Origin of the sequence: Roseibium sp., assembly GCF_039982295.1 — a bacterium.
GTDB lineage: Bacteria > Pseudomonadota > Alphaproteobacteria > Rhizobiales > Stappiaceae > Roseibium.
This window is the reverse complement of sequence record NZ_JBDWYP010000064.1, coordinates 49,571-69,075: the sequence shown is the minus strand read 5'-3', so window position 1 is coordinate 69,075 and position 19,505 is coordinate 49,571. Positions and strand designations below refer to the sequence as shown.

Genomic DNA, 19,505 nt, shown 5'->3' with positions numbered 1-19,505 from the left:
CAGTGACCCCTCTTGGAGCAAAGATCCGCGAATTGCGCCAAAAGCGCGGAATTTCCTTGAAGGAGATGGCAGCGGAGCTTTCCGTGTCGAGCGCCTATCTTTCGGCGCTTGAGCATGGAAAGCGCGGCAAGCCGACCTGGTTCCTTGTGCAAAGGATCATCACGTTTTTCAATGTTATTTGGGATGAAGCCGAGGAAATTCAGCGACTTGCCGAATTGTCCGACCCGAAGGTGACAATAGAAACCTCGGGTATGGATCCAAAGGCGACCGAGCTGGCGAATCGTCTGGCCGGGAACATTGGTGGCCTGTCGTCGGAATCTCTCGCTCATCTCCTCCACCAGTTGAGGGTTGTCGCGGCAAAGGACGACGTTTAAAGGCATTCTCCGATTGTAAAGCCTTTGCTGCGTATATTGCTTCTGTCGCCGATGCTTTGTGAGTCCAACCGACCGGCACATCTACATTTTGGAAAACGGCCTGATTGATGAAGAACACCGCTGAAGACCTTGCTGGCCTGATCGATGCGAATTCCTTGCGGCAACGCCTGTCCGACCTGACGAGGGATACGGATGGCGACGGCTCGGACCTGAAGATCCGGTCAAAGGTGCTTGGCGAGCTGAAGAGCGTCATGAAAGCCGGCCGCGCCGTTGCGGAAGAACGCCTCAATGAAGATGGTGGCGGCCTTTTGTGTGCTCAGCGGCTGTCCTTCCTGCAGGACGAGCTGATCCGCGTGATCTATGACTTCGCGCTTCACCATGTGTACCGTGTGACCAACGCGTCTGCCGCCGAACGCATGTCGGTTGTGGCAGTCGGTGGCTATGGTCGCGGCACGCTTGCACCAGGTTCTGATGTCGACCTCCTGTTTGTACTGCCCTACAAGCAGACCCCGTGGGGCGAACAGGTCGTCGAATATATCCTCTACATGCTTTGGGACCTCGGATTGAAGGTCGGTCATGCGACCCGAAACATCGAGGAATGCATCCGCCTTTCCAAACAGGATATGACCATCCGAACGGCGGTTCTGGAAGCGCGGTTTATTTGGGGTGATGAGGCGCTCTACGAAGAGCTGATCAATCGGTTCAATGACGAGGTCGTTGCCGGCACCAGCTCTGAATTCATTGCGGCTAAGCTGGAAGAACGCGATGAGCGCCACCGGCGGCAGGGCACATCCCGTTATCTGGTCGAACCGAACATCAAGGAAGGCAAGGGTGGTCTGCGTGACCTCAACACCTTGTTCTGGATCGCCAAATACCACTACCAGGTGCGCCGCCAGTCCGAGCTGGTGAAGAAGGGAGTGCTATCTCGTTCCGAGTACAAGCGCTTCGTCAAGTCAGAGGACTTTCTCTGGGCGGTGCGTTGCCACCTGCATTTTCTGACCGGACGCCCAGAAGAACGCCTGTCTTTTGAGGTGCAGCGCGAGATCGCCATCCGGCTGGGCTATACACAGCATCCCGGCCAGAAGGACGTGGAACGCTTCATGAAGCACTACTTTCTGGTGGCAAAGGATGTCGGTGATCTGACACGCATTCTATGCGCTGCGCTTGAGAGCCAGCACGTCAAGGAACCACGCGGCCAGGGAATTACAGGTCTCATGCGCCGGTTTCGCGTCGGTCGGCCTGCTGTTGCGGCAAAGCCCGTGGCCGGATTTGCAGGCTTCGAGGTCGAAAACAATCGGCTGAATGCAAAGTCGGACACCGTCTTTTCCGACGATCCGATCAACCTCATTCGCGTCTTTCAGGTCGCCGACAAGAACGACTTCAATCTGAACCCGGAACTGACCAAGCTGATCCGTCGGTCGCTGAAGCTGGTTGATCGCAGCCTGCGCAATGATCCGGAAGCAAATCGTCTTTTCGTTTCGATCCTGACGTCCCGCAACAATCCGGAAAAGACCCTCCGGAAGATGAACGAGGCTGGCGTGTTGGGCCGGTTTGTTCCCGACTTCGGCAAGGTCGTGGCGATGATGCAGTTCAACATGTATCACCACTACACGGTTGATGAGCATCTGATCCGCTCTATCGGCGTTCTGGCGCAGATTGAGCGGGGCGATTCAGGGGAAGACCATCCACTGTCATCTGATCTGATCAGCACGCTGCAAAGCAGGAAGCTGCTTTATGTGGCCATGTTCCTCCATGACATTGCGAAGGGTCGGCCGGAGGATCATTCCATTGCCGGTGCCCGCGTCGCCCGAAAGCTCTGCCCGCGTTTTGGCCTTACCAGCGCGGAGACAGACACGGTTGCCTGGCTGATCGAGCATCATCTGGACATGAGCACCATTGCCCAGTCCCGGGATCTGTCCGACCGCAAGACCATTACGGACTTTGCAAATGTCGTGCAGTCGCTGGAGCGCCTGAAGCTTCTCTTGATCCTGACCGTTGCTGACATTCGCGCGGTCGGTCCCGGTGTGTTCAACGGTTGGAAGGGGCAGCTTCTGAGGACCCTCTTTTACGAGTGCGAGCCACATCTGACCGGCGGTCATACGAAAGTGTCCCATCGCCAGGCTGTGGACCAGGCGAAGGAGACACTCGTTTCCGAGCTGGGACATTGGAGCGAGGAGGAGCGGAACGCTTACGTGAACCGTCACTACAAGGCCTATTGGCTGCGTATTGACCCGCAACGCGCTCTGGCTCATGCGGAATTGATCCGCAAGGTCGATCAGAATGACGACAAGCTTGCCTTTGACGTCACGCCGCATTCCTTCGAGGGAGTGACGGAAATCACCGTTCTGGCACCTGACCACCCGCGTCTGCTGTCAGTGATCGCGGGCGCGTGTTTTGCGACCGGTGCGAACATTGTGGATGCCCAGATTGATACGACGACCGATGGGTTTGCACTTGATACGATTTTCATCAGCCACGAGCTGCCGGACGACGCGGATGAGAGCAGACGCGGTGAGAGAATTGCCAAGCTGATCGGCAAGACCTTGCGCGGCGAGGCGCCTCTGCCGGAGACGACCATTAAGAAGGCGTCGGTCAAGGGTCGCATGAAGGCATTCAAAATCGAGGCGGACGTTCTGGTCAACAACTCTTGGTCCGACGAGTATACGGTTCTGGAAATCTCTGGCCTGGACCGATCCGGTCTTTTGTATGACCTGACCAGGTCGATCGCGACCTTGAACCTCAATATTGGGTCAGCCCATATTTCGACCTTCGGTGAGCGCGTGGTCGATGTGTTTTATGTGACCGATCTGACCGGACAAAAAATTGCCAACATCGGCCGTCAGGCGATTATTCGCGAGCGTTTGGCCGCAGCGGTCGGTGGAGAAATCGACATGAGTGCATCCGCCCCGATTGCTCGGCGGGCATCCTGATCTAAGATTTGACCGCCGCGGGTTGTTCCCGAGGCCATGAGATTTGAAACATGAGCCTTTTGAAGAACTTCGCTACGGTTGGCGGTGCGACTATGGCAAGCAGGTTGCTTGGGTTCGTGCGCGATACCCTGCTGGCTGCCGCGGTGGGCACGGGCCCCGTAGCGGATGCCTTTGTGGTTGCATTCAGGCTTCCCAATCTGTTTCGGCGTCTGTTTGCCGAAGGGGCCTTCAACTCTGCCTTCATCCCTCTTTTCGGACGTGCCGTCGAAGAAGAGGGCGATGACGCCGCGCGCAAATTTGCCGGTGAAATCGGAGCTGGCCTCTTGTTCTGTCTGCTCGTGCTGACGGCACTGGCGCAGATTTTCATGCCGGCGGTCGTCTGGGCCCTGGCCCCAGGGTTCGTTGATGACGCGCTGAAGTACGACCTGACGGTCCTCATGTCCCGGATCGCCTTTCCTTACCTTGTCTTCATGTCCATGCTGGCCTTTATTGGTGGCATCCTGAACACCTACCAACGGTTCGCCGCCGCTGCTTTTGCACCGGTCATGCTCAATGTGGTCATGAGTCTGGTGCTTGGCGGGGTGATCCTTTCCGGTGTTGAGGACCCCTATACGCTTGGTGTCATTCTCACGGTCGGTGTGACCGTCGCGGGCATCTTCCAGCTGGCGGTTGTTCTTTGGGACCTGAAGCGCCTGGGTTTCCGCATTCCCATATATCGCCCGCGTTACACAAAATCGGTCAAACGCCTTCTGGCATTGGGTGTGCCGGGCGTCATCGCCGGTGGTGTCACGCAGATCAATGTCGCGGTCGGGCAGGTCATCGCGTCGCTGCAGGACGGCGCGAATGCCCTGCTCTACTACGCCGACCGTCTGTATCAATTGCCGCTCGGTGTGATTGGCATCGCCATCGGCGTTGTCCTGCTGCCGAGCCTTACCCGTCAGCTGCGTGCCGGTCATGAAGATCAGTATCAGCATAGCCTCAACAATGCCCTCGAGTTCTCGTTGGTGCTGACCCTGCCCTCTGCGGTGGCGCTGGCGGTTGTTCCCCATGAGATTGTCTCAGTGCTCTTTGAGCGTGGTCGGTTCGATGCGCTTGCGACCGAAGGAACGGCGGCTGCGCTCGCGGCCTTTGCCTTCGGGCTTCCGGCGTTTGTCTTGAACAAGGTTTTTTCTCCGGGCTATTTCGCGCGCGAGGATACAAAGACGCCTATGTGGTTTGCCGGGATCGGGATGGCGGTCAACGTCGCCCTTTCGCTCGCGTTCTTTCCGTTCTTGCAACATGTGGGCATAGCCCTGGCCACGACGGTCGCCGGATGGGTGAACACGGGACTTCTGGTGATCGTGCTGTGGCGGCGCGGCCATTTCACGCCCGACCTGACTGTTTTGAGAAAGCTCGCGCTGATCCTGCTTGCCAGCTGTTTGATGGGAGTTGTGATCCATTTTGCTGCTATCGGACTGGCGCCCTGGATCTCCGGTTCAAACCTCCTGGTCCGCGTTGCAGGTCTTGCTGCTCTTGTCGCGACAGGTGCGATTGTTTTCGCGGTCTTTGCCCAGCTGTCCGGGGGTAGCGACCTTGTCGCACATGTGCGGTCGTTGAAGCGGCGCAACACCTGACCCGCCGAATTCACCATTGGCGCGCTCGGCGCTTGCAAGAGCTTTGCCTGGTGGCTTAAGACCGTGCCATCGATCACCCCAGGAGCCCTTCCAACCGGCATCTTGCGAAAAAGGACAGAAAATGACGGCGTTCAAGCCCCGCGTCTTTTCCGGCGTTCAACCGACCGGCAATCTTCATCTTGGCAATTATCTTGGAGCGGTATCCCGCTGGGTTCCGATCCAGGATCAGATGGAATCGATCTTCTGTGTTGTCGATCTTCACGCAATCACGGCTGGCTTCCCCGATCCAGGCAAGCTGACATCGGCAACCCGTGAAGTGACCGCGGCCTATATTGCCGCCGGCATCGATCCCAAGAAGTCGATCATCTTCAACCAGTCCCAGGTGCGCGAGCATGCGGAACTGGCCTGGATCTTCAATTGCGTCGCCCGTATCGGCTGGATGAACCGGATGACCCAGTTCAAGGACAAGGCCGGGAAGAACAAGGAAAATGCCTCTCTGGGTCTTCTGGCCTATCCGAGCCTGATGGCTGCCGACATTCTTGCCTACAAGGCAACGCATGTTCCCGTCGGTGACGACCAGAAACAGCATCTGGAGCTGACCCGCGACATCGCGCAAAAATTCAACAATGATTTTGCCGCCCGGATCAAGGAGCTGGACGTTGGCGTGCCGAACCCGACGCCTTCGCCGGAACTGCCGGAGGATCTGTTCTTTCCGGTGACCGAACCGATGATTGCAGGTCCGGCAACCCGCATCATGAGCCTGCGCGACGGCACCAAGAAAATGTCCAAGTCTGATCCTTCGGATCTCTCGCGGATCAACCTGACCGATGACGCCGAGGCCATCTCCCGAAAGATCAAGAAAGCCAAGACCGACCCGGAAGCTCTGCCAAGTGAAGTCGATGGTCTGAAGGATCGTCCGGAGGCAGACAATCTGGTTGGTATCTACGCCGCGCTTTCAGGTCAGTCCAAGCAGGAAGTCCTTGGAGAATTTGGCGGCCAACAGTTCTCGGCCTTCAAACCGGCCTTGTCGGATCTGGCGGTCGAAAAACTCTCGCCGATGACGGACGAAATGCGCCGCCTGATGGCCGATACCTCGGAAATCGATGCGATCTTGAAGGTCGGCGCCGAAAAAGCTTCGGCCATTGCCGAGCCGGTCCTCAAGGATGTTCGCAAGATCATAGGTTTTCTCGACGTGCGCTGATACCGGATTCCCGGAGCCGCAACATCAACCTCGCCCGTCATTCGGGCGGGGTTTTTTGTTGGCCGCAGATAGGCCTGTCCTCTACAGTAAAGGACTTATGGCAATTGTCGCGGAGATCCCGATTTGACATCTCATGGTTATGAAACCGGGCGTTTGAACCTGCCCTTTGTCGGTATTTGTACTTTTGGAAAGTACCCTTATCAGGCGGATTGGGACGCCATAGACGCCGACGTTGCCGTTCTTGGAGCCCCATTCGACATGGGCACTCAATGGCGATCAGGAGCGCGCATGGGCCCGCGCGGAATCCGTGAAGCCTCCACGCTGTTTTCCTTCGGCCATGCAGGCGCTTATGACTTCGAAGACGACATAACCTATCTGCCGGCTGAAACGACCCGCATCGTTGACCTTGGCGACGCGGACATCATCCACACGGATACCATCCAGAGTCACGCCAACATCGAGGCCGGCGTTCGCAAGATCCTGGCCGCCGGTGCTCTGCCTGTGGTGCTGGGCGGTGATCATTCGATCAACATTCCCTGCATCAACGCCTTTGATGCCGAAGGTTCGATCCATGTGGTTCAGATCGATGCCCATCTGGATTTCGTCGACGAGCGCCACGGTGTGCGCTATGGCCACGGAAATCCAATGCGCAGGGCTGCCGAAAAGCCTTATGTTACAGGCCTTAGTCAGATTGGCATCCGAAACGTTTCCTCGACAGCCCGGGACGGCTACGAGGATGCGAGAGCCATGGGATCCGACATCCAGTCAGTCCGTCACTTTCGCAAGCTTGGTGTGGAGCAAATGCTGACCCGCATTCCCGAAGGCGCGCGTTATTATCTGACCATAGACATCGATGCATTCGACCCGTCGATTGCCCCGGGAACAGGAACGCCGAGCCACGGTGGCTTTCTCTACTACGAGATCCTCGAATTCATCGACGGACTGGCGCAGCGAGGCTCCATTGTGGGTCTGGATCTTGTCGAGGTCGCACCGGATTATGACCCGACGGGATCCACCAGCACACTCGCCGCCCAGATCCTGATGAACACGCTGGGTCGGATTCTGCATCATCGGTGACAGCGCATCTTCTTCGCAATAGGTTGATTTCAATGCGATTTTCGCAAGGAATCGTAATCAGTTTCCGGCAAGAGAAATGCCGTACTCATTTAAGGTAAGGATGATATATGCGTTTTTTGGCAATTGGCCTGTCTTGTGTGCTGGCGAGCCTGGGTCTCGTTCAGACTGCCGCTGCACAGGATTTCTGGAGCTATAAGGACTGGAACGTTTCGATTGAAAAAGTTGAATCGGATGAGGACGACCACAAGCGGTGTATGATTTTCACCGGGGGTGACGGCCTCCCGACCATTTCTGCGACGTTTTTCAGCGGAGATGCGGGGCCTCCCTACAGCTATCCGGAGGTCTCTGTTCTGGAACGGGCTTTTCGTGGCCATGCAACACTTATGAAAAATGGTGAGCCGGTTTTCTTCTCATTCGACGACGGCGACAGCGTCATGGGCAAGGTAGAGGCCGGCTTTGATGAAGACGGCTTTGCCTTCGCCAATGGGCGGGTGGCGCAAGAGGATAATATCCTGGCTCTTCAGGCCATGCGCCGCAATGGCGAGCTGGCCGTTTCCGTTGCCGGGGGCAGTTTGATCATCGCCTCCCTGAACGGATTCTCGGCAGCATACCTGAAAATGGCTGAGGTTTGCGAATTCTCGACCGAAGGCGTTCTCGACTAGCCACTTGTCGATGAAACAGAACGGCAGGAGCGGGTCTGGACCCGTCTCCTGCCGTTTTCATGTGTTGCTCTTGTCTAGGAGAGTGTGGGCTCTCAAAGCCCGTCGAAAAGGGCGGTCGACAGATAGCGTTCCGCGAAAGACGGGATGATCACCACGATGGTCTTGCCAGCCATGTCGTCGCGCTGGCCGACCTTGATGGCAGCGCTCAGCGCAGCACCTGACGAAATGCCGACCGGAACGCCTTCGGTCTTGGCAACTTCCCGGGCCATCGCGAAAGCCTCGTCGTTGGAGACTGTTGCAACTTCATCGAAGACGGATGTGTCCAAAATGCCCGGAACAAAACCGGCGCCAATACCCTGGATCTTGTGCGGTCCCGGGTTTCCGCCAGACAGGATTGGGCTGTCCATAGGCTCGACGGCAACCACGTGAAGGCCAGGTTTGCGGTCTTTCAGAACCTGGGACACGCCGGTGATCGTTCCGCCGGTGCCGATGCCGGAGACGAAGACATCGACAGCGCCGTCAGTGTCATTCCAGATCTCTTCTGCGGTGGTGGTGCGGTGGATCTCCGGGTTTGCCGGATTTTCGAACTGTTGCGGCATCACTGCATCAGGAATCTCGTCGACGAGTTCTTGCGCGCGCGCGATTGCGCCTTTCATGCCCTTTGCGCCATCGGTCAATTCCAGTTCGGCGCCAAGGATCTTGAACATCTTGCGCCGCTCGACCGACATGGTCTCCGGCATCACGAGGACAAGCCGGTATCCTTTTGCCGCAGCCACGAACGCGAGCGCGATGCCGGTGTTGCCCGACGTCGGTTCGACAAGCACAGATTTGCCCGGTGTGATCTTTCCAGCCTGTTCCATGGCTTCAATCATGGCAACGCCAATACGGTCTTTGACGCTTGCAACCGGGTTGAAAAACTCGAGCTTGCCCAGAAGGTTGGCTTTCACACCATGGGCGTGCGCCAAACGGTCCAGCCGCACGATTGGCGTATCGCCAATGGTTTCGGTGATGGAAGAGTAGATTCGGCCGCGTCCCGGTTTTTTGTCGCTCATGGTGGTCCCCCAGATTTAGCGTCGAAAGATCGCCTTTAACGGATGAAAATTAGGTGCACTCGCAGTGAATTGCGAGGGAAGAAATTCCAATCAGACAGCTGATCGTGAAAACAGCCGTCGGCGCAGGCTCATGAACCGGTGCCCGTCGAGCCGAAGCCTCCGGTGCCGCGCTGTGTCTCAGACAGGGTTTCGACTTCGATCAGGTCCGCTTGCAGGACGGGAGCTACAACAAGCTGCGCGATCCGCGCGCCGCGTTCGATCGTGAAGGGCTCATCGCCGAGATTGATGAGGATGACTTTCACCTCGCCGCGATAGTCCGCATCAATCGTACCCGGGGTATTAAGGACCGTGACGCCATTTTTCGCGGCCAGTCCGGAACGGGGGCGAACCTGGCCTTCGAAGCCTGCAGGGAGCGCCATGGCAAGGCCGGTCGGCACGAGCGCGCGCTTGCCGGGTGAGAGCATCAGAGGCCCATCAACGGCTGCCAGAAGGTCGAGACCAGCCGCCAGGTCGCTCTGGTAGGCAGGGAGGGGCAAATCGACACCATGGGGCAGGCGCTTGAGTTCGAGGCGGACGGTCATGAAGGCTCCTGCGGAACGTGAAAATGGTCGGCTACTCAAGGGATTTGGTCAGGCATTTGTCAACTGTCACGAAACACCCTCCCCGATTTTTGGAAGCTTCCCTTGCGATAGATGCTGCGGGATGAAAAAGTGCGCATGACTCTAGTTTAAAGATCAAAATGGGAGACTTTCGCGTGAATAAATTTCTAGTGCTCATAATGTCATGTTTTCTTATGGCGCCGGTTTTGCCCGCTGCTGCACAAACAGTTGGCTTCGCGGATGCGATCAAGATCCTGGGTGCCAGTTGCGGCAAGGACATCAACACTTATTGCAAGACCGCCAACCTTGGAAACAACGAGATCGGTCAATGTCTGAGCGAGAATGAATCCAAGATTTCGGCTCAGTGCGCGGCGGACAGCATTACGGTTACGGCCCTTCTGGAGGCCCGCTTTGCCGCTCAGGCAGTAGCGCCCAAGCTCTGCGACCGGGATGCTCAGCAGTATTGCAAACTGGTCAAGCCGGGCAACGGCAACCTCCTTCGCTGTTTGCTGAAGGCACAGCCGAGCGTTAGCAACAAGTGCAACACCGCCATCGACCTGGCCGGCTATCGCTGACCCGATCCCAGCAGTTTTTGAGGTAAAATCATGAAATTCAATACTCTTCTGCCCACGGGATTGGCGACCTTTGCCGTTGTCTTCGGACTGGGCCTTTCCGCCGTTAATGCTCAGACCGCTCTTTCGCGCAACGAGATCATCAACTCTCTTCAGGGTGCTCAGGCGAAGGTGGACATCAGCGCCGACGATCTGCGCAAGCAGGCGCTCGAACAGATCAAGAAATACCCTGGCGATAACTCGACCGAAGTGTTGCCGCTGGCTGCCAAACTGGCACAACTGCGACAGTTCAACCTGGAGATCACATTCGATTTCGACTCGGATCGTATTCGCCCCGAGTCCTACGAGACGGTGGGTATCATCGCCGATGCGCTGCACACACCGTATCTGATGGGTCAGACCTTCTTCGTCGTCGGCCATACGGATGCCAAGGGCGACCGGGAATACAATCTGAAGCTTTCCCAGCGCCGTGCAGACGCCATTCGCGACGCGCTTGTCACGACGTTCCGTGTTCCCGCAGGCATGCTTGAAGCCGTTGGTCTGGGCGAAGAGCAGCTTCGTGACCCTTCCAAGCCGAACGCCGAGATCAACCGGCGCGTCCAGCTGATCAACGTCGGCTTCTGACGATCAGTTGCAACGAAGATCTTGCCGGGGCGTGATCTCGCCCCGGTAGGGTTACACGATTTATTGACCAATCGCGATTTTGACGCGTGCATTGTTCGCTGTGAGTGAACGACCATGTAACGAATTCCCGGCTTCTCAGGTCGGCGATTGAAACCCATCTTGGTTTTGGAAAGGCCGTCCTACCGCTATGCGGTTCAAAGACGGCTGGGTTTCACATGGAGAAGGTCATGACATTCCCGGACACCGCTCACGCCGCCGCGATTGCGCCGCTGTTTCTGGCGCATGGCTCGCCGATGCTGGCGATCACCGACATCCCGGCCAACCGGTTTCTCCGCTCACTCGCTGGAACCATGCCGGAAGTAAAGGGTATCGTCATCCTGTCACCACACTGGGAGACAGAGGGGCAGAAGATCTCCGCTCCTGGAGTCTTGAAGACCATTCACGACTTTGGTGCATTCCCGCAGGCGTTGTTCGACGTTCAGTATCCGGCGCAAGCCAGCGCAGATCTGGTGAGCCAGGTTGCTCAGCTTCTTCAGACCGCCAAAATCCCGGCAGAAGAAGACGGGTCATGGGGTCTCGACCATGGTGCCTGGGTGCCGCTCACCCTTGCCTACCCGGATCCATCGGTTCCTGTCGTTGAGTTATCGCTGCCCTATGACAGCACACCCGAGAGCGTTCACGCCCTCGGCCGAAGCCTTGCTCCCTTGTCAGAGCAGGGAATCCTGATCATCGGCTCTGGCAGCACGACGCACAATCTGCGTGAGCTGTTTCCTGAGGGTACGGATCCGGCTCCGTGGGCCATTCGCTTTGACCAGTGGCTGGATGAGGGACTGAACCGCGGAAAAATCGAGTGGTTTTCTGATCTCAACGCCGGGCCGGAGTTTCGCCGCGCGCATCCAACGGAAGAGCATCTCCTGCCGCTCTTCTTCGCCATGGGTGCCTCGGGCCGAAAAGCAGCGCCGGAGCTGCTGCATCGCAGCTACTCCCACGGCACGATCAGCATGACTTACTATCGCTTTCCGTAGGGAGAAGCCGCTTAAGCGCCCTGTAACTTCAGATAATCTGCGATCCGGGCGATGAGACGGCGGGCAACTTCCGCCTTTTCCAGGCTCGGCCAGTCCTCGATACCTTCCGCACTGACGATCCGCACCGTATTCGCGTCGCCGCCCATGACGCCCGTTTCCGGGCTGACGTCGTTGGCCACGATCCAGTCGGCGCGTTTGCGTTCCAGTTTTCCGCGGGCGTTGTCCAGGAGGTTCTGGGTTTCTGCAGCAAAGCCGACGAGTAACCCCGGCCGAAGGCGCTCGTGATGGCCGATGGTTGCCAGGATATCCGGATTTTCGACCAGGTTCATCGCAGGGGGCTCACCGGAGCCGTCCTTCTTGATCTTCTGCGTACCCTCGTTTGAGGCCCGCCAGTCCGCAACGGCAGCCGCCATGATGGCCACATCTGCCGGCAGGGACTTGGTGACGGCGGAAAGCATCTGTTCAGCTGTTTCAACGTGGACAACGGCGACACCCACGGGATCGGGAATCGAGACGGGACCTGAAACCAGGGTGACCCGGGCGCCGGCTGCGGCTGCGGCCGCTGCAATGGCGTGACCCTGTTTGCCGGAAGAGCGGTTTGCAATGTAGCGCACCGGATCGATTGGCTCATGGGTCGGGCCGGAGGTGATGACGATATGACGGCCGACAAGCGGCAGCTCCGGCATGTCCTGGGAAGGCGTATCCGAGATCAGGCGCTCGGCGGCATCGGCAATCTCGACGGGTTCCGCCATGCGTCCGACCCCGGCTTCACCGCTTTCGGCCATTTCGCCGGCATTGGGGCCAATGAACGTCAGGCCGTCTGCCTTGAGCGTTTCAACATTGCGAGCCGTCGCCGGATGGGACCACATCTTTGGGTTCATCGCTGGCGCGACCAAAACCGGCTTGTCCGTTGCCAGAAGAACCGCAGTTGCTAGGTCGTCGGCGATGCCGTGGGACATCTTTGCCATGAGGTCCGCGGTTGCCGGTGCAATCAGGATCAGATCTGCATCACGGGCGAGGCGAATATGGCCCACGTCCTGTTCCGCTTCCCGGTCAAAAAGTTCGGTATAGACCTTTCTGGCTGTCAGCGCGCCGACCGCTAGTGGCGTAATGAACTGCTGCGCCCCTCGCGTCATCACGGCCTGCACGAGGGCTCCGCGCTCGCGAAAACGCCGGATCAGATCGAGCGACTTGTAGGCGGCGATGCCACCGGAAATGATCAGCACCACACGCTTGTCGGTGAGCATCTGTTTTTGCTCCTGATGGCCCGTCAGGTGCCGGACCGGAAATCTCTCGGCGCCGCGGATATCACCTGGGTGCCGCTGCCTGTGAGCTGATATACGGCAAGTCCGCGCTCGTTCTGGCCGTTCGACTTGAACCGGAACAGGCCGTCGATTCCGATGAAGCCGTCTTGATTGGTCAGCACATTGGTTGCAAAGCGCTGAGGCCCTGCAGAACGAACCAGTCCGGCAGCCAGTGTCACCCCGTCATAGGCGAGCGTGGCGTTGCGTGGAGGCGGCGTGCCATAGGCACCCTGATAGCGACTTGCAAAGGCCTGAAAACCCTTGTCCTCGGGCCCCGGATACCAACTGCCGACCATGAGCGGGTTCGACTTCATGTCTGCCGTATCCCACTGGCCGCTTCCCAGGATCTTGACTTGGCCAAGATTGGAGCCCGCTGACGTCAGTGTCTGCATGACCACTGGAGCGACGCCGCCGCCCGCAGGAATGAACAGGCTGTCGATCTGACCCATGGTCGACGACAGCGCCCGGGTCTTGGCAAGCAGGTCTGCGGTATCTGTGCCGTTGAGCTTGTAGCGTTGGATGGAGACAATTCGCCCGGCTGTTCGCCCGACTTCCTGCCGGAAGGCGGCTTCGATGACCGCGCCATAGGTGTCATCAGGGATCAGCGCCGCATAGGAGCGTTTCGATTGGCTGGCCGCATAACCGATGATCCGCCGGACATCGGTCTGTGGCAGGAAGCTCAGCAGGTAAACACCGCGCGAGGCGACGGAAACGTCGGTCGAGAAAGCGACGACGGGCACGCCGGAGGATTTCGCCACGGTGGCCGCACCCGAAACGGCAGGCGCAAAGACCGGGCCGAGGATCAGTTCAGCGCCCTCGGAAATTGCTGCCCGCGCCGCTGCCTGGCCGCCCTGTGCCGTGCCGGCCGTGTCCTTGACCAAGAGCTGGACATCCGCGTTCGGGAAATTGGCGAGGGCAAGTTCGGCAGCATTCTTGAACACTGTGGCAATGGAGGTTGCGCTGCCGCCGCCGCTCATTGGCAGAAGCAAGCCCACACGAACGCTGCCGGTGCCAACGACTTCTCCGGTGGTCGTGACCGGCTCGCCGGCATTGATCGACTGACCCGGATAGGAGCCGAGCGTGGACCCCATGCAACCGGCGAGCGTCAGGGCGCCAAGACCGACAAAACCTGCGCGCAGATATGTCTTCAGTCTTCCTGCGGTCCGGCTCCAGCCGGTGAATGCGCCTGTGTCGATCAATTCTGCCTCCTCGAACAGCTTTCCAAACACTTACGGATTCACTGTGCGTCTGTCCAGTTTCCAAGCGGTTCTTGGCGGGGCCGTATGGCTCCCGATTTGCGCTTGCGCTCGGGTTCGCTCACCATTAGCCAGAGAGATGGACCATTTTTAGCCTGCATTGAGGCATCCGTGCGCTGCAAGTATCTGCAGGGCAACAGTTCTTTGCCAGGATCGAACCGGGAAGCGCATGACCTCCGCCCAAAGCACTGATCAACGTCGTTACATCTTGTCGGAACACGCCTTTTCCGCGCCCCGTCTGGAGCCGGCGCTCTATATCGTTTCCACACCAATCGGCAACCTTGGCGATATCACGGTCCGTGGTCTGGAAACTCTTGCGGGAGCGTCCGTCATTGCCTGCGAGGACACCCGCGTGACCGGGACCTTGACCCATCGGTTCGGCTTGAAAACACCTCTCATGCCCTATCATGAGCACAACTCGGACCGCCAGAGACCGAAGATCCTCGAAGCGCTCGAGCGCGGCGACGCAGTTGCCCTTGTCAGCGATGCGGGCACGCCGCTCATTTCAGATCCGGGCTACAGGCTCGTCCGCGATGTGGTCGCTGCGGGCCACAAGGTCATTCCGATCCCTGGTGCCTCTGCCTTGCTCGCTGGTCTCGTTGGCTCCGGATTGCCGAGTGATACTGTGCTCTTTGCCGGGTTTCTGCCGCAAAAGGGCGGCCCGAAAAAGACCAGGCTGGCGGATCTGGCAAGGATTCCGGCGACGCTGGTTCTCTACGAATCCCCGCGCCGGCTCGGGGCAACGCTTGCGACCATGGCCGAAATCATGGGTGAGGCACGCGAAGCTGCGGTGGCCCGAGAACTTACCAAGCGGTTTGAAACGTTCGAACGTGGAACCCTGGCCGAGCTTGCCGAGACCTTCTCCGGCGATGCGCCGAAGGGCGAGATTGTCATCATGATTGCCCCACCAGAAGATGGCCCGGAGGCCGCTGCAGAGGACGCCGATGCGCTTCTGAGCGAGGCGCTGAGGGAGATGCCTGTCAGTGCTGCAGCCAAGTCGGTCGCGAAACAGACAGGTCTCGACCGCAATGAGCTCTACAAACGTGCGCTTGAGCTCAAGGCGGATGCGGGCACCTGACACGAGGTGGAAGTTGATCATGGCAGGACGACAGGACGGCAGCGGCGCGGCCAGGCGTCAAAAGGCCCATCGCCTCGGCCATTTCGCCGAAACCCGTGCTGCATGGGCCTTGCGCTTGACCGGCTGGCGCATCCTGAAGCGCCGCTACAAGACCAGGGCGGGTGAGATTGATCTGATTGCCAAACGGCGCAAGACAGTGGTCTTCATCGAGGTGAAGGCGCGAAAGACTCGGGATGCTGCCATGGAGGCCGTCACGCCGGCCAGTCAAAAGCGGATCACCAGGGCCGCGAAGATCTTCGTCACCGAACATCCCAAGGCCGGCTTCTACACCCTGCGCTTCGATGTCATGATCGTACGTCCCTGGCGCTGGCCCGAGCGGATCGTCAGCGCCTTCGAGGCAAGGGAGTGAAGGCGTCAGGGGGCTGAGGGGCTGGATTGTAAAAACTGAGATATAATTATAAGTTGTAGAAGACATAATTGATAGGGAAGGGGAGCCAAGCATGAACGATAAACCTAAACCCCCGCCGCCGCCGCCGCTAGAGAGCATCGAATATTTCGTGCGCGGTACGCAGCGCTACTTGCCGATCTTGAACTCAGTTCATCCGATAAAAAGGCGGGGTTAGTGCGCTCCGAGATATATCGAATCTCAGGTGAAGAGCCCCCGGCTTACTCTGCGGCTCGAGCTTTGGCATATAACGAGACCGTTGACGCTTTGTTCGAGGAAAAAGAAGCTGAGACATTAAGGTTAGGTCTCAGCTTTGCCGATCGAATGACAGCGCATTTGCTTCCTAGGCGCGGAAAGACGTTCAAGCCTCCCTCAAACGCATAGCACTTCCATCTCGCGATCAAGCACCACTGGACAAAGGCCTGCGGCGACCGCATATCTGGACCAACCGAACCAAAATTCCCTCGCGCGAACTCAGCGCCCCTGCCGGGAGACGTCTCACATGGCCCTCAAGGTCGCGGTCCAGATGGACCATATTTCCTCGATCAACATCGCTGGAGACAGCGCCTTTGCATTGATGCTCGAAGCTCAGGCCCGCGGTCACGAGCTGTATCATTACACGCCCGACCGATTGGCGATGATTGGCGACGACGTTTTCTGCGGTCTGGAGCCGGTCGAGGTGCGTGACGAAGTCGGCAATCACTTCACGCTTGGCGAGAAGCAGCGTTTCAACATGGCGGATGTGGATGTGGTGCTCATGCGCCAGGATCCGCCGTTCGATCTTTCCTATATTGCTGCGACTCACATTCTGGAGAAGGTTCATCCGAACACTTTGGTGGTGAACGATCCGGCAGAGGTTCGAAATGCGCCGGAAAAACTCTTCGTTACAGAGTTTGCTGACCTGATGCCGCCGACGCTCGTCACCCGCGATCGCGGCGAAATCGATCTGTTCCGCGCAGAGTATGGCGACATCGTCATGAAGCCCCTGTTCGGCCATGGCGGTGCGGCAGTTTTCCGCATCACCCGGGATGACCTGAACTACGGCTCTCTCTATGACTTCTTTGCCGCCACCTTCCGCGAGCCCTGGGTCATCCAGCAGTTCCTGCCCAACGTGAAGCATGGCGACAAGCGCATTTTGCTAGTCGATGGGGAGTTTGCCGGCGCGGTCAATCGGGTTCCGGCCGAAGGCGACCTGCGTTCCAACATGGTGCGCGGTGGTGCGGCCAGGGAAAGCGAGCTGACTGAAAAGGAGCGGGAAATCTGCGCGCGTCTCGGCCCATCCCTGAAGGAAAAGGGTCTGATCCTGGTGGGCATCGACGTCATCGACGGTCGCCTTACGGAGATCAACGTCACCGCACCCACGGGCATCCGCGCTGTCGCAAAACTCGGCGGCCCGGATATTGCCGCAAGGGTCTGGGATGTTCTGGAGGCCAAGGTGAAGGGTTGAAAGCTCAAAATATCAAAGCGTAGAATCACTTAGCTTGTTGAAAAATATAAATTGTTTGTCAATAGATTTATTGCTAAGATTCACCCGGAATCTGAAACTAGGCCTATCCTAGAAGTAGGATTCCCCCGGCGGATGGCGAAAGCTGTCCGCCCTTTCTATATTAATACTATTCCGAGCGGATTAAATCTACTTTCCCGAAGATTTAGTACTGGGGACAATCTATCAAAATAGTATTGCGCGCGCTTTCTGCGAATGTAACTGTTTGGGCAGAAGCGTTGCTGTAGAAAATAGGCCACGACATCACAAATTTGAATTGGAAGGGTCTGTGCTGAGTCCTTTCCATGAGGATCTTCGATTATCCGTGTGATTGGGATGTTTCGAGCGCCCTCATTTATTCCTAGATCATGCGGAATGTAATTATGTACCGCCATTTTTCTAACAAGCATCGATAGTTTCTTCCCCGCAGTTGCATCTGTAACCACTAAGCCGTTATTACCTCTGAAATTGCCGGGGAAATTAGAATGAACAAGAGTATTCTCAAATCGTTGGAAAAGAGTTAGCCAAGCTTTGTTGAATACATCAAAATCAGCCGCCTTTCCTTTCTTATCTACGACGACATTGGTAATGGACAGAAAATCAAGCTTAGCGATCTCATCTAAGCAATTTCTCAGAATTGTAAGTCTAGTATGTCTGTCCAAATCAAACGGGCGTTTGTTTACAAACTCCGACGAATGAATCTCGCCTCGCATTGGAAGATTATGAACACGACGCATGGTGCGCCGGAATTCAATTAGCGCATTCAGAAAATCTCGCCAACGAGTTTCATGAACTACTATTCCAGATAGCGTAAAATACCTTGTAGGAGATCGACTAAGACCTGTGTCTCCACTTTCATCAACGTACATCAAATACATGCAACCAAAAGTGATAAAAAAACAGGATAAACGCAAGTGAATTTGATATCGAATTGAGAGCTCGCCGGATTTAGGTAGGCTTTTCTCAGTTAGCTATAGCCTACTCCGCCGCATCGACTTCGATCACGCCGCGGCGGATCTGGTCTTCTTCGATGCTTTCGAACAGGGCGCGGAAGTTGCCTTCACCAAAGCCCTCGTCGCCCTTGCGCTGGATGAACTCGAAGAAGATGGGGCCGATCACGGTCTTGGAGAAGATCTGCAGCAGGATCTTGGTCATGCCGCCGTTCACGACGCCTTCGCCGTCAATCAGAATGCCATGCTGCTTCATGCGTTCGATCGGCTCGTCATGGCCCTGAACCCGGTCGGCGCTCTTCTCGTAATAGACCTCAGGCGGGCCGGGCATGAACTTAAGGCCATTGGCGGCGAGCTTGTCGGTGGCGTCATAGATGCCGTCCGTTCCCACCGCGATGTGCTGAATGCCCTCGCCCTTGTATTTCTTCAGATATTCGACGATCTGGCTGGTTTCATCTTTGGATTCGTTCAGCGGAATTCGGATCTTGCCACAAGGAGAGGTGATTGCACGGCTCACGAGCCCGGTGATCCGGCCATCGATGTCGAAATAATGGATCTGGGTGAAGCCGAACAGCTCGCGATAGAAGGCCCACCACTTGTCCATGTTGCCGCGATAGACATTGTGGGTCAGGTGGTCGAGGTAATAAAAGCCGACCCCTTCCGGCTTCGGATTAACGCCGCCGATCCAGTCGAAGTCAGCTGAGTAGGCGGAGCCCTTGTCGCCATATTGATCGACGAAATAAAGCAGCGAGCCGCCGATCCCGACGATGGCCGGAACATCGAGTGCCTTGTCGTTGCCTTCGTAGGGCTCGGCGCCCTTGGAAACAGCATGTTCGAAAGCGTGTTTTGCATCGACAACTCGCCAGGCCATGGAAGGTGCACAGGGGCCGTGGTCATCGACAAAGCGCATGGCGTGACTGCCCGGCTCCGCGTTCACCAGATAGTTTACATTGCCCTGACGCCAGACCGAGATATCTTTGGACTTGTGGGTCGCGACCTTGGTGTAACCCATGCGCGTGAAGAGTTCGGCCAGCTTTTCCGGTTCCGGATGGGCAAATTCAACGAACTCGAATCCGTCGGTGCCGGCCGGATTGTCTTCGGTGATCGTCGCGACCGGTGCGTCGTGGGGAAACGGGCCCATGAATCTCTCCTCCAGAAAAAGCTCCTCCCAGAATGCGCGCGCGGACGCGCAAAGTGTGTGCAAATCGCGTGGAATTCCGTAAAGTGGTGCGAGAAAATCTCAAAAAGCATGGATTTCAT

At 57.4% G+C, this 19,505-nt stretch carries 18 protein-coding genes; 12 read left to right on the top strand and 6 right to left on the bottom strand.

The window, feature by feature from the left end; translation table 11 throughout:
* Positions 1 to 2 precede the first annotated feature (2 nt).
* From ABJZ52_RS13215 to ABJZ52_RS13190, 6 genes are all read left to right on the top strand, one after another.
* Complete coding sequence (locus tag ABJZ52_RS13215; protein WP_348190232.1) at positions 3 to 374, top strand: helix-turn-helix transcriptional regulator; 372 nt, start codon at positions 3 to 5, stop codon at positions 372 to 374.
* Positions 375 to 481: 107 nt separating this feature from the next.
* Positions 482 to 3,304 carry a [protein-PII] uridylyltransferase gene (locus tag ABJZ52_RS13210; RefSeq protein WP_348190258.1) on the top strand — a complete coding sequence of 941 codons (2,823 nt, stop codon included), beginning with the start codon at positions 482 to 484 and terminating at the stop codon, positions 3,302 to 3,304.
* 50 nt (positions 3,305 to 3,354) lie between these two features.
* The gene (murJ, locus tag ABJZ52_RS13205; protein WP_348190230.1) at positions 3,355 to 4,917 is read left to right on the top strand and encodes a murein biosynthesis integral membrane protein MurJ; all 1,563 of its coding nucleotides are present in this window, start codon (positions 3,355 to 3,357) and stop codon (positions 4,915 to 4,917) included.
* A 121-nt stretch (positions 4,918 to 5,038) separates the two neighbouring features.
* Positions 5,039 to 6,118 (top strand): tryptophan--tRNA ligase, encoded by a 1,080-nt coding sequence (gene trpS / locus ABJZ52_RS13200; RefSeq protein WP_348190228.1) that lies wholly within the window; start codon positions 5,039 to 5,041, stop codon positions 6,116 to 6,118.
* A 123-nt stretch (positions 6,119 to 6,241) separates the two neighbouring features.
* Positions 6,242 to 7,195 (top strand): agmatinase, encoded by a 954-nt coding sequence (gene speB, locus ABJZ52_RS13195; RefSeq protein WP_348190226.1) that lies wholly within the window; start codon positions 6,242 to 6,244, stop codon positions 7,193 to 7,195.
* Between the two features lie 107 nt (positions 7,196 to 7,302).
* Positions 7,303 to 7,857, top strand: coding sequence for a hypothetical protein (locus ABJZ52_RS13190; RefSeq protein ID WP_348190224.1), 555 nt, complete (start codon positions 7,303 to 7,305; stop codon positions 7,855 to 7,857).
* A 92-nt stretch (positions 7,858 to 7,949) separates the two neighbouring features.
* Here ABJZ52_RS13190 and cysK read toward each other — a convergent pair whose 3' ends face one another.
* Together cysK and dut are read right to left on the bottom strand one after the other, a co-directional pair.
* Positions 7,950 to 8,909 carry a cysteine synthase A gene (gene cysK / locus ABJZ52_RS13185; RefSeq protein ID WP_348190222.1) on the bottom strand — a complete coding sequence of 320 codons (960 nt, stop codon included), beginning with the start codon at positions 8,907 to 8,909 and terminating at the stop codon, positions 7,950 to 7,952.
* A 128-nt stretch (positions 8,910 to 9,037) separates the two neighbouring features.
* Entirely contained in the window at positions 9,038 to 9,490 is a 453-nt protein-coding gene (gene dut, locus ABJZ52_RS13180; RefSeq protein WP_348190220.1) for a dUTP diphosphatase, read from the bottom strand.
* 173 nt (positions 9,491 to 9,663) lie between these two features.
* Between dut and ABJZ52_RS13175 the strand changes: the two genes are divergently transcribed.
* The 3 genes from ABJZ52_RS13175 to ABJZ52_RS13165 all read left to right on the top strand — a co-directional run bounded on the left by ABJZ52_RS13175 (position 9,664) and on the right by ABJZ52_RS13165 (position 11,729).
* Positions 9,664 to 10,083 carry a hypothetical protein gene (locus ABJZ52_RS13175; RefSeq protein WP_348190218.1) on the top strand — a complete coding sequence of 140 codons (420 nt, stop codon included), beginning with the start codon at positions 9,664 to 9,666 and terminating at the stop codon, positions 10,081 to 10,083.
* Between the two features lie 30 nt (positions 10,084 to 10,113).
* Positions 10,114 to 10,704: an OmpA family protein gene (locus ABJZ52_RS13170; RefSeq protein WP_348190216.1), complete on the top strand. Its 591-nt coding sequence runs from the start codon at positions 10,114 to 10,116 to the stop codon at positions 10,702 to 10,704.
* A 227-nt stretch (positions 10,705 to 10,931) separates the two neighbouring features.
* Positions 10,932 to 11,729, top strand: a complete 798-nt coding sequence (locus tag ABJZ52_RS13165; RefSeq protein ID WP_348190214.1) for a class III extradiol ring-cleavage dioxygenase — start codon at positions 10,932 to 10,934, stop codon at positions 11,727 to 11,729.
* Between the two features lie 11 nt (positions 11,730 to 11,740).
* On the opposite strand, the gene coaBC is transcribed toward ABJZ52_RS13165, so the two are convergent.
* Complete coding sequence (gene coaBC / locus ABJZ52_RS13160; protein WP_348190212.1) at positions 11,741 to 12,976, bottom strand: bifunctional phosphopantothenoylcysteine decarboxylase/phosphopantothenate--cysteine ligase CoaBC; 1,236 nt, start codon at positions 12,974 to 12,976, stop codon at positions 11,741 to 11,743.
* A gap of 23 nt (positions 12,977 to 12,999) precedes the next feature.
* Positions 13,000 to 14,232: a penicillin-binding protein activator gene (locus tag ABJZ52_RS13155; RefSeq protein WP_348190210.1), complete on the bottom strand. Its 1,233-nt coding sequence runs from the start codon at positions 14,230 to 14,232 to the stop codon at positions 13,000 to 13,002.
* A 226-nt stretch (positions 14,233 to 14,458) separates the two neighbouring features.
* Here ABJZ52_RS13155 and rsmI point away from each other — a divergent pair, with 226 nt between their 5' ends.
* From rsmI to gshB, 3 genes are all read left to right on the top strand, one after another.
* A complete protein-coding gene (gene rsmI / locus ABJZ52_RS13150) occupies positions 14,459 to 15,367 on the top strand; it encodes a 16S rRNA (cytidine(1402)-2'-O)-methyltransferase (protein ID WP_348190208.1) in 909 nt (302 codons plus the stop codon).
* A 19-nt stretch (positions 15,368 to 15,386) separates the two neighbouring features.
* Positions 15,387 to 15,776 (top strand): YraN family protein, encoded by a 390-nt coding sequence (locus ABJZ52_RS13145; RefSeq protein ID WP_348190206.1) that lies wholly within the window; start codon positions 15,387 to 15,389, stop codon positions 15,774 to 15,776.
* A 538-nt stretch (positions 15,777 to 16,314) separates the two neighbouring features.
* Entirely contained in the window at positions 16,315 to 17,259 is a 945-nt protein-coding gene (gene gshB, locus ABJZ52_RS13140; protein WP_348190204.1) for a glutathione synthase, read from the top strand.
* Between the two features lie 155 nt (positions 17,260 to 17,414).
* Here the strand turns inward: gshB and ABJZ52_RS13135 are convergent, their stop codons facing one another.
* Positions 17,415 to 18,164 carry a DUF3800 domain-containing protein gene (locus ABJZ52_RS13135; RefSeq protein ID WP_348190203.1) on the bottom strand — a complete coding sequence of 250 codons (750 nt, stop codon included), beginning with the start codon at positions 18,162 to 18,164 and terminating at the stop codon, positions 17,415 to 17,417.
* 109 nt (positions 18,165 to 18,273) lie between these two features.
* Complete coding sequence (gene hppD / locus ABJZ52_RS13130) at positions 18,274 to 19,386, bottom strand: 4-hydroxyphenylpyruvate dioxygenase (protein ID WP_348190202.1); 1,113 nt, start codon at positions 19,384 to 19,386, stop codon at positions 18,274 to 18,276.
* Positions 19,387 to 19,505 lie beyond the last annotated feature (119 nt).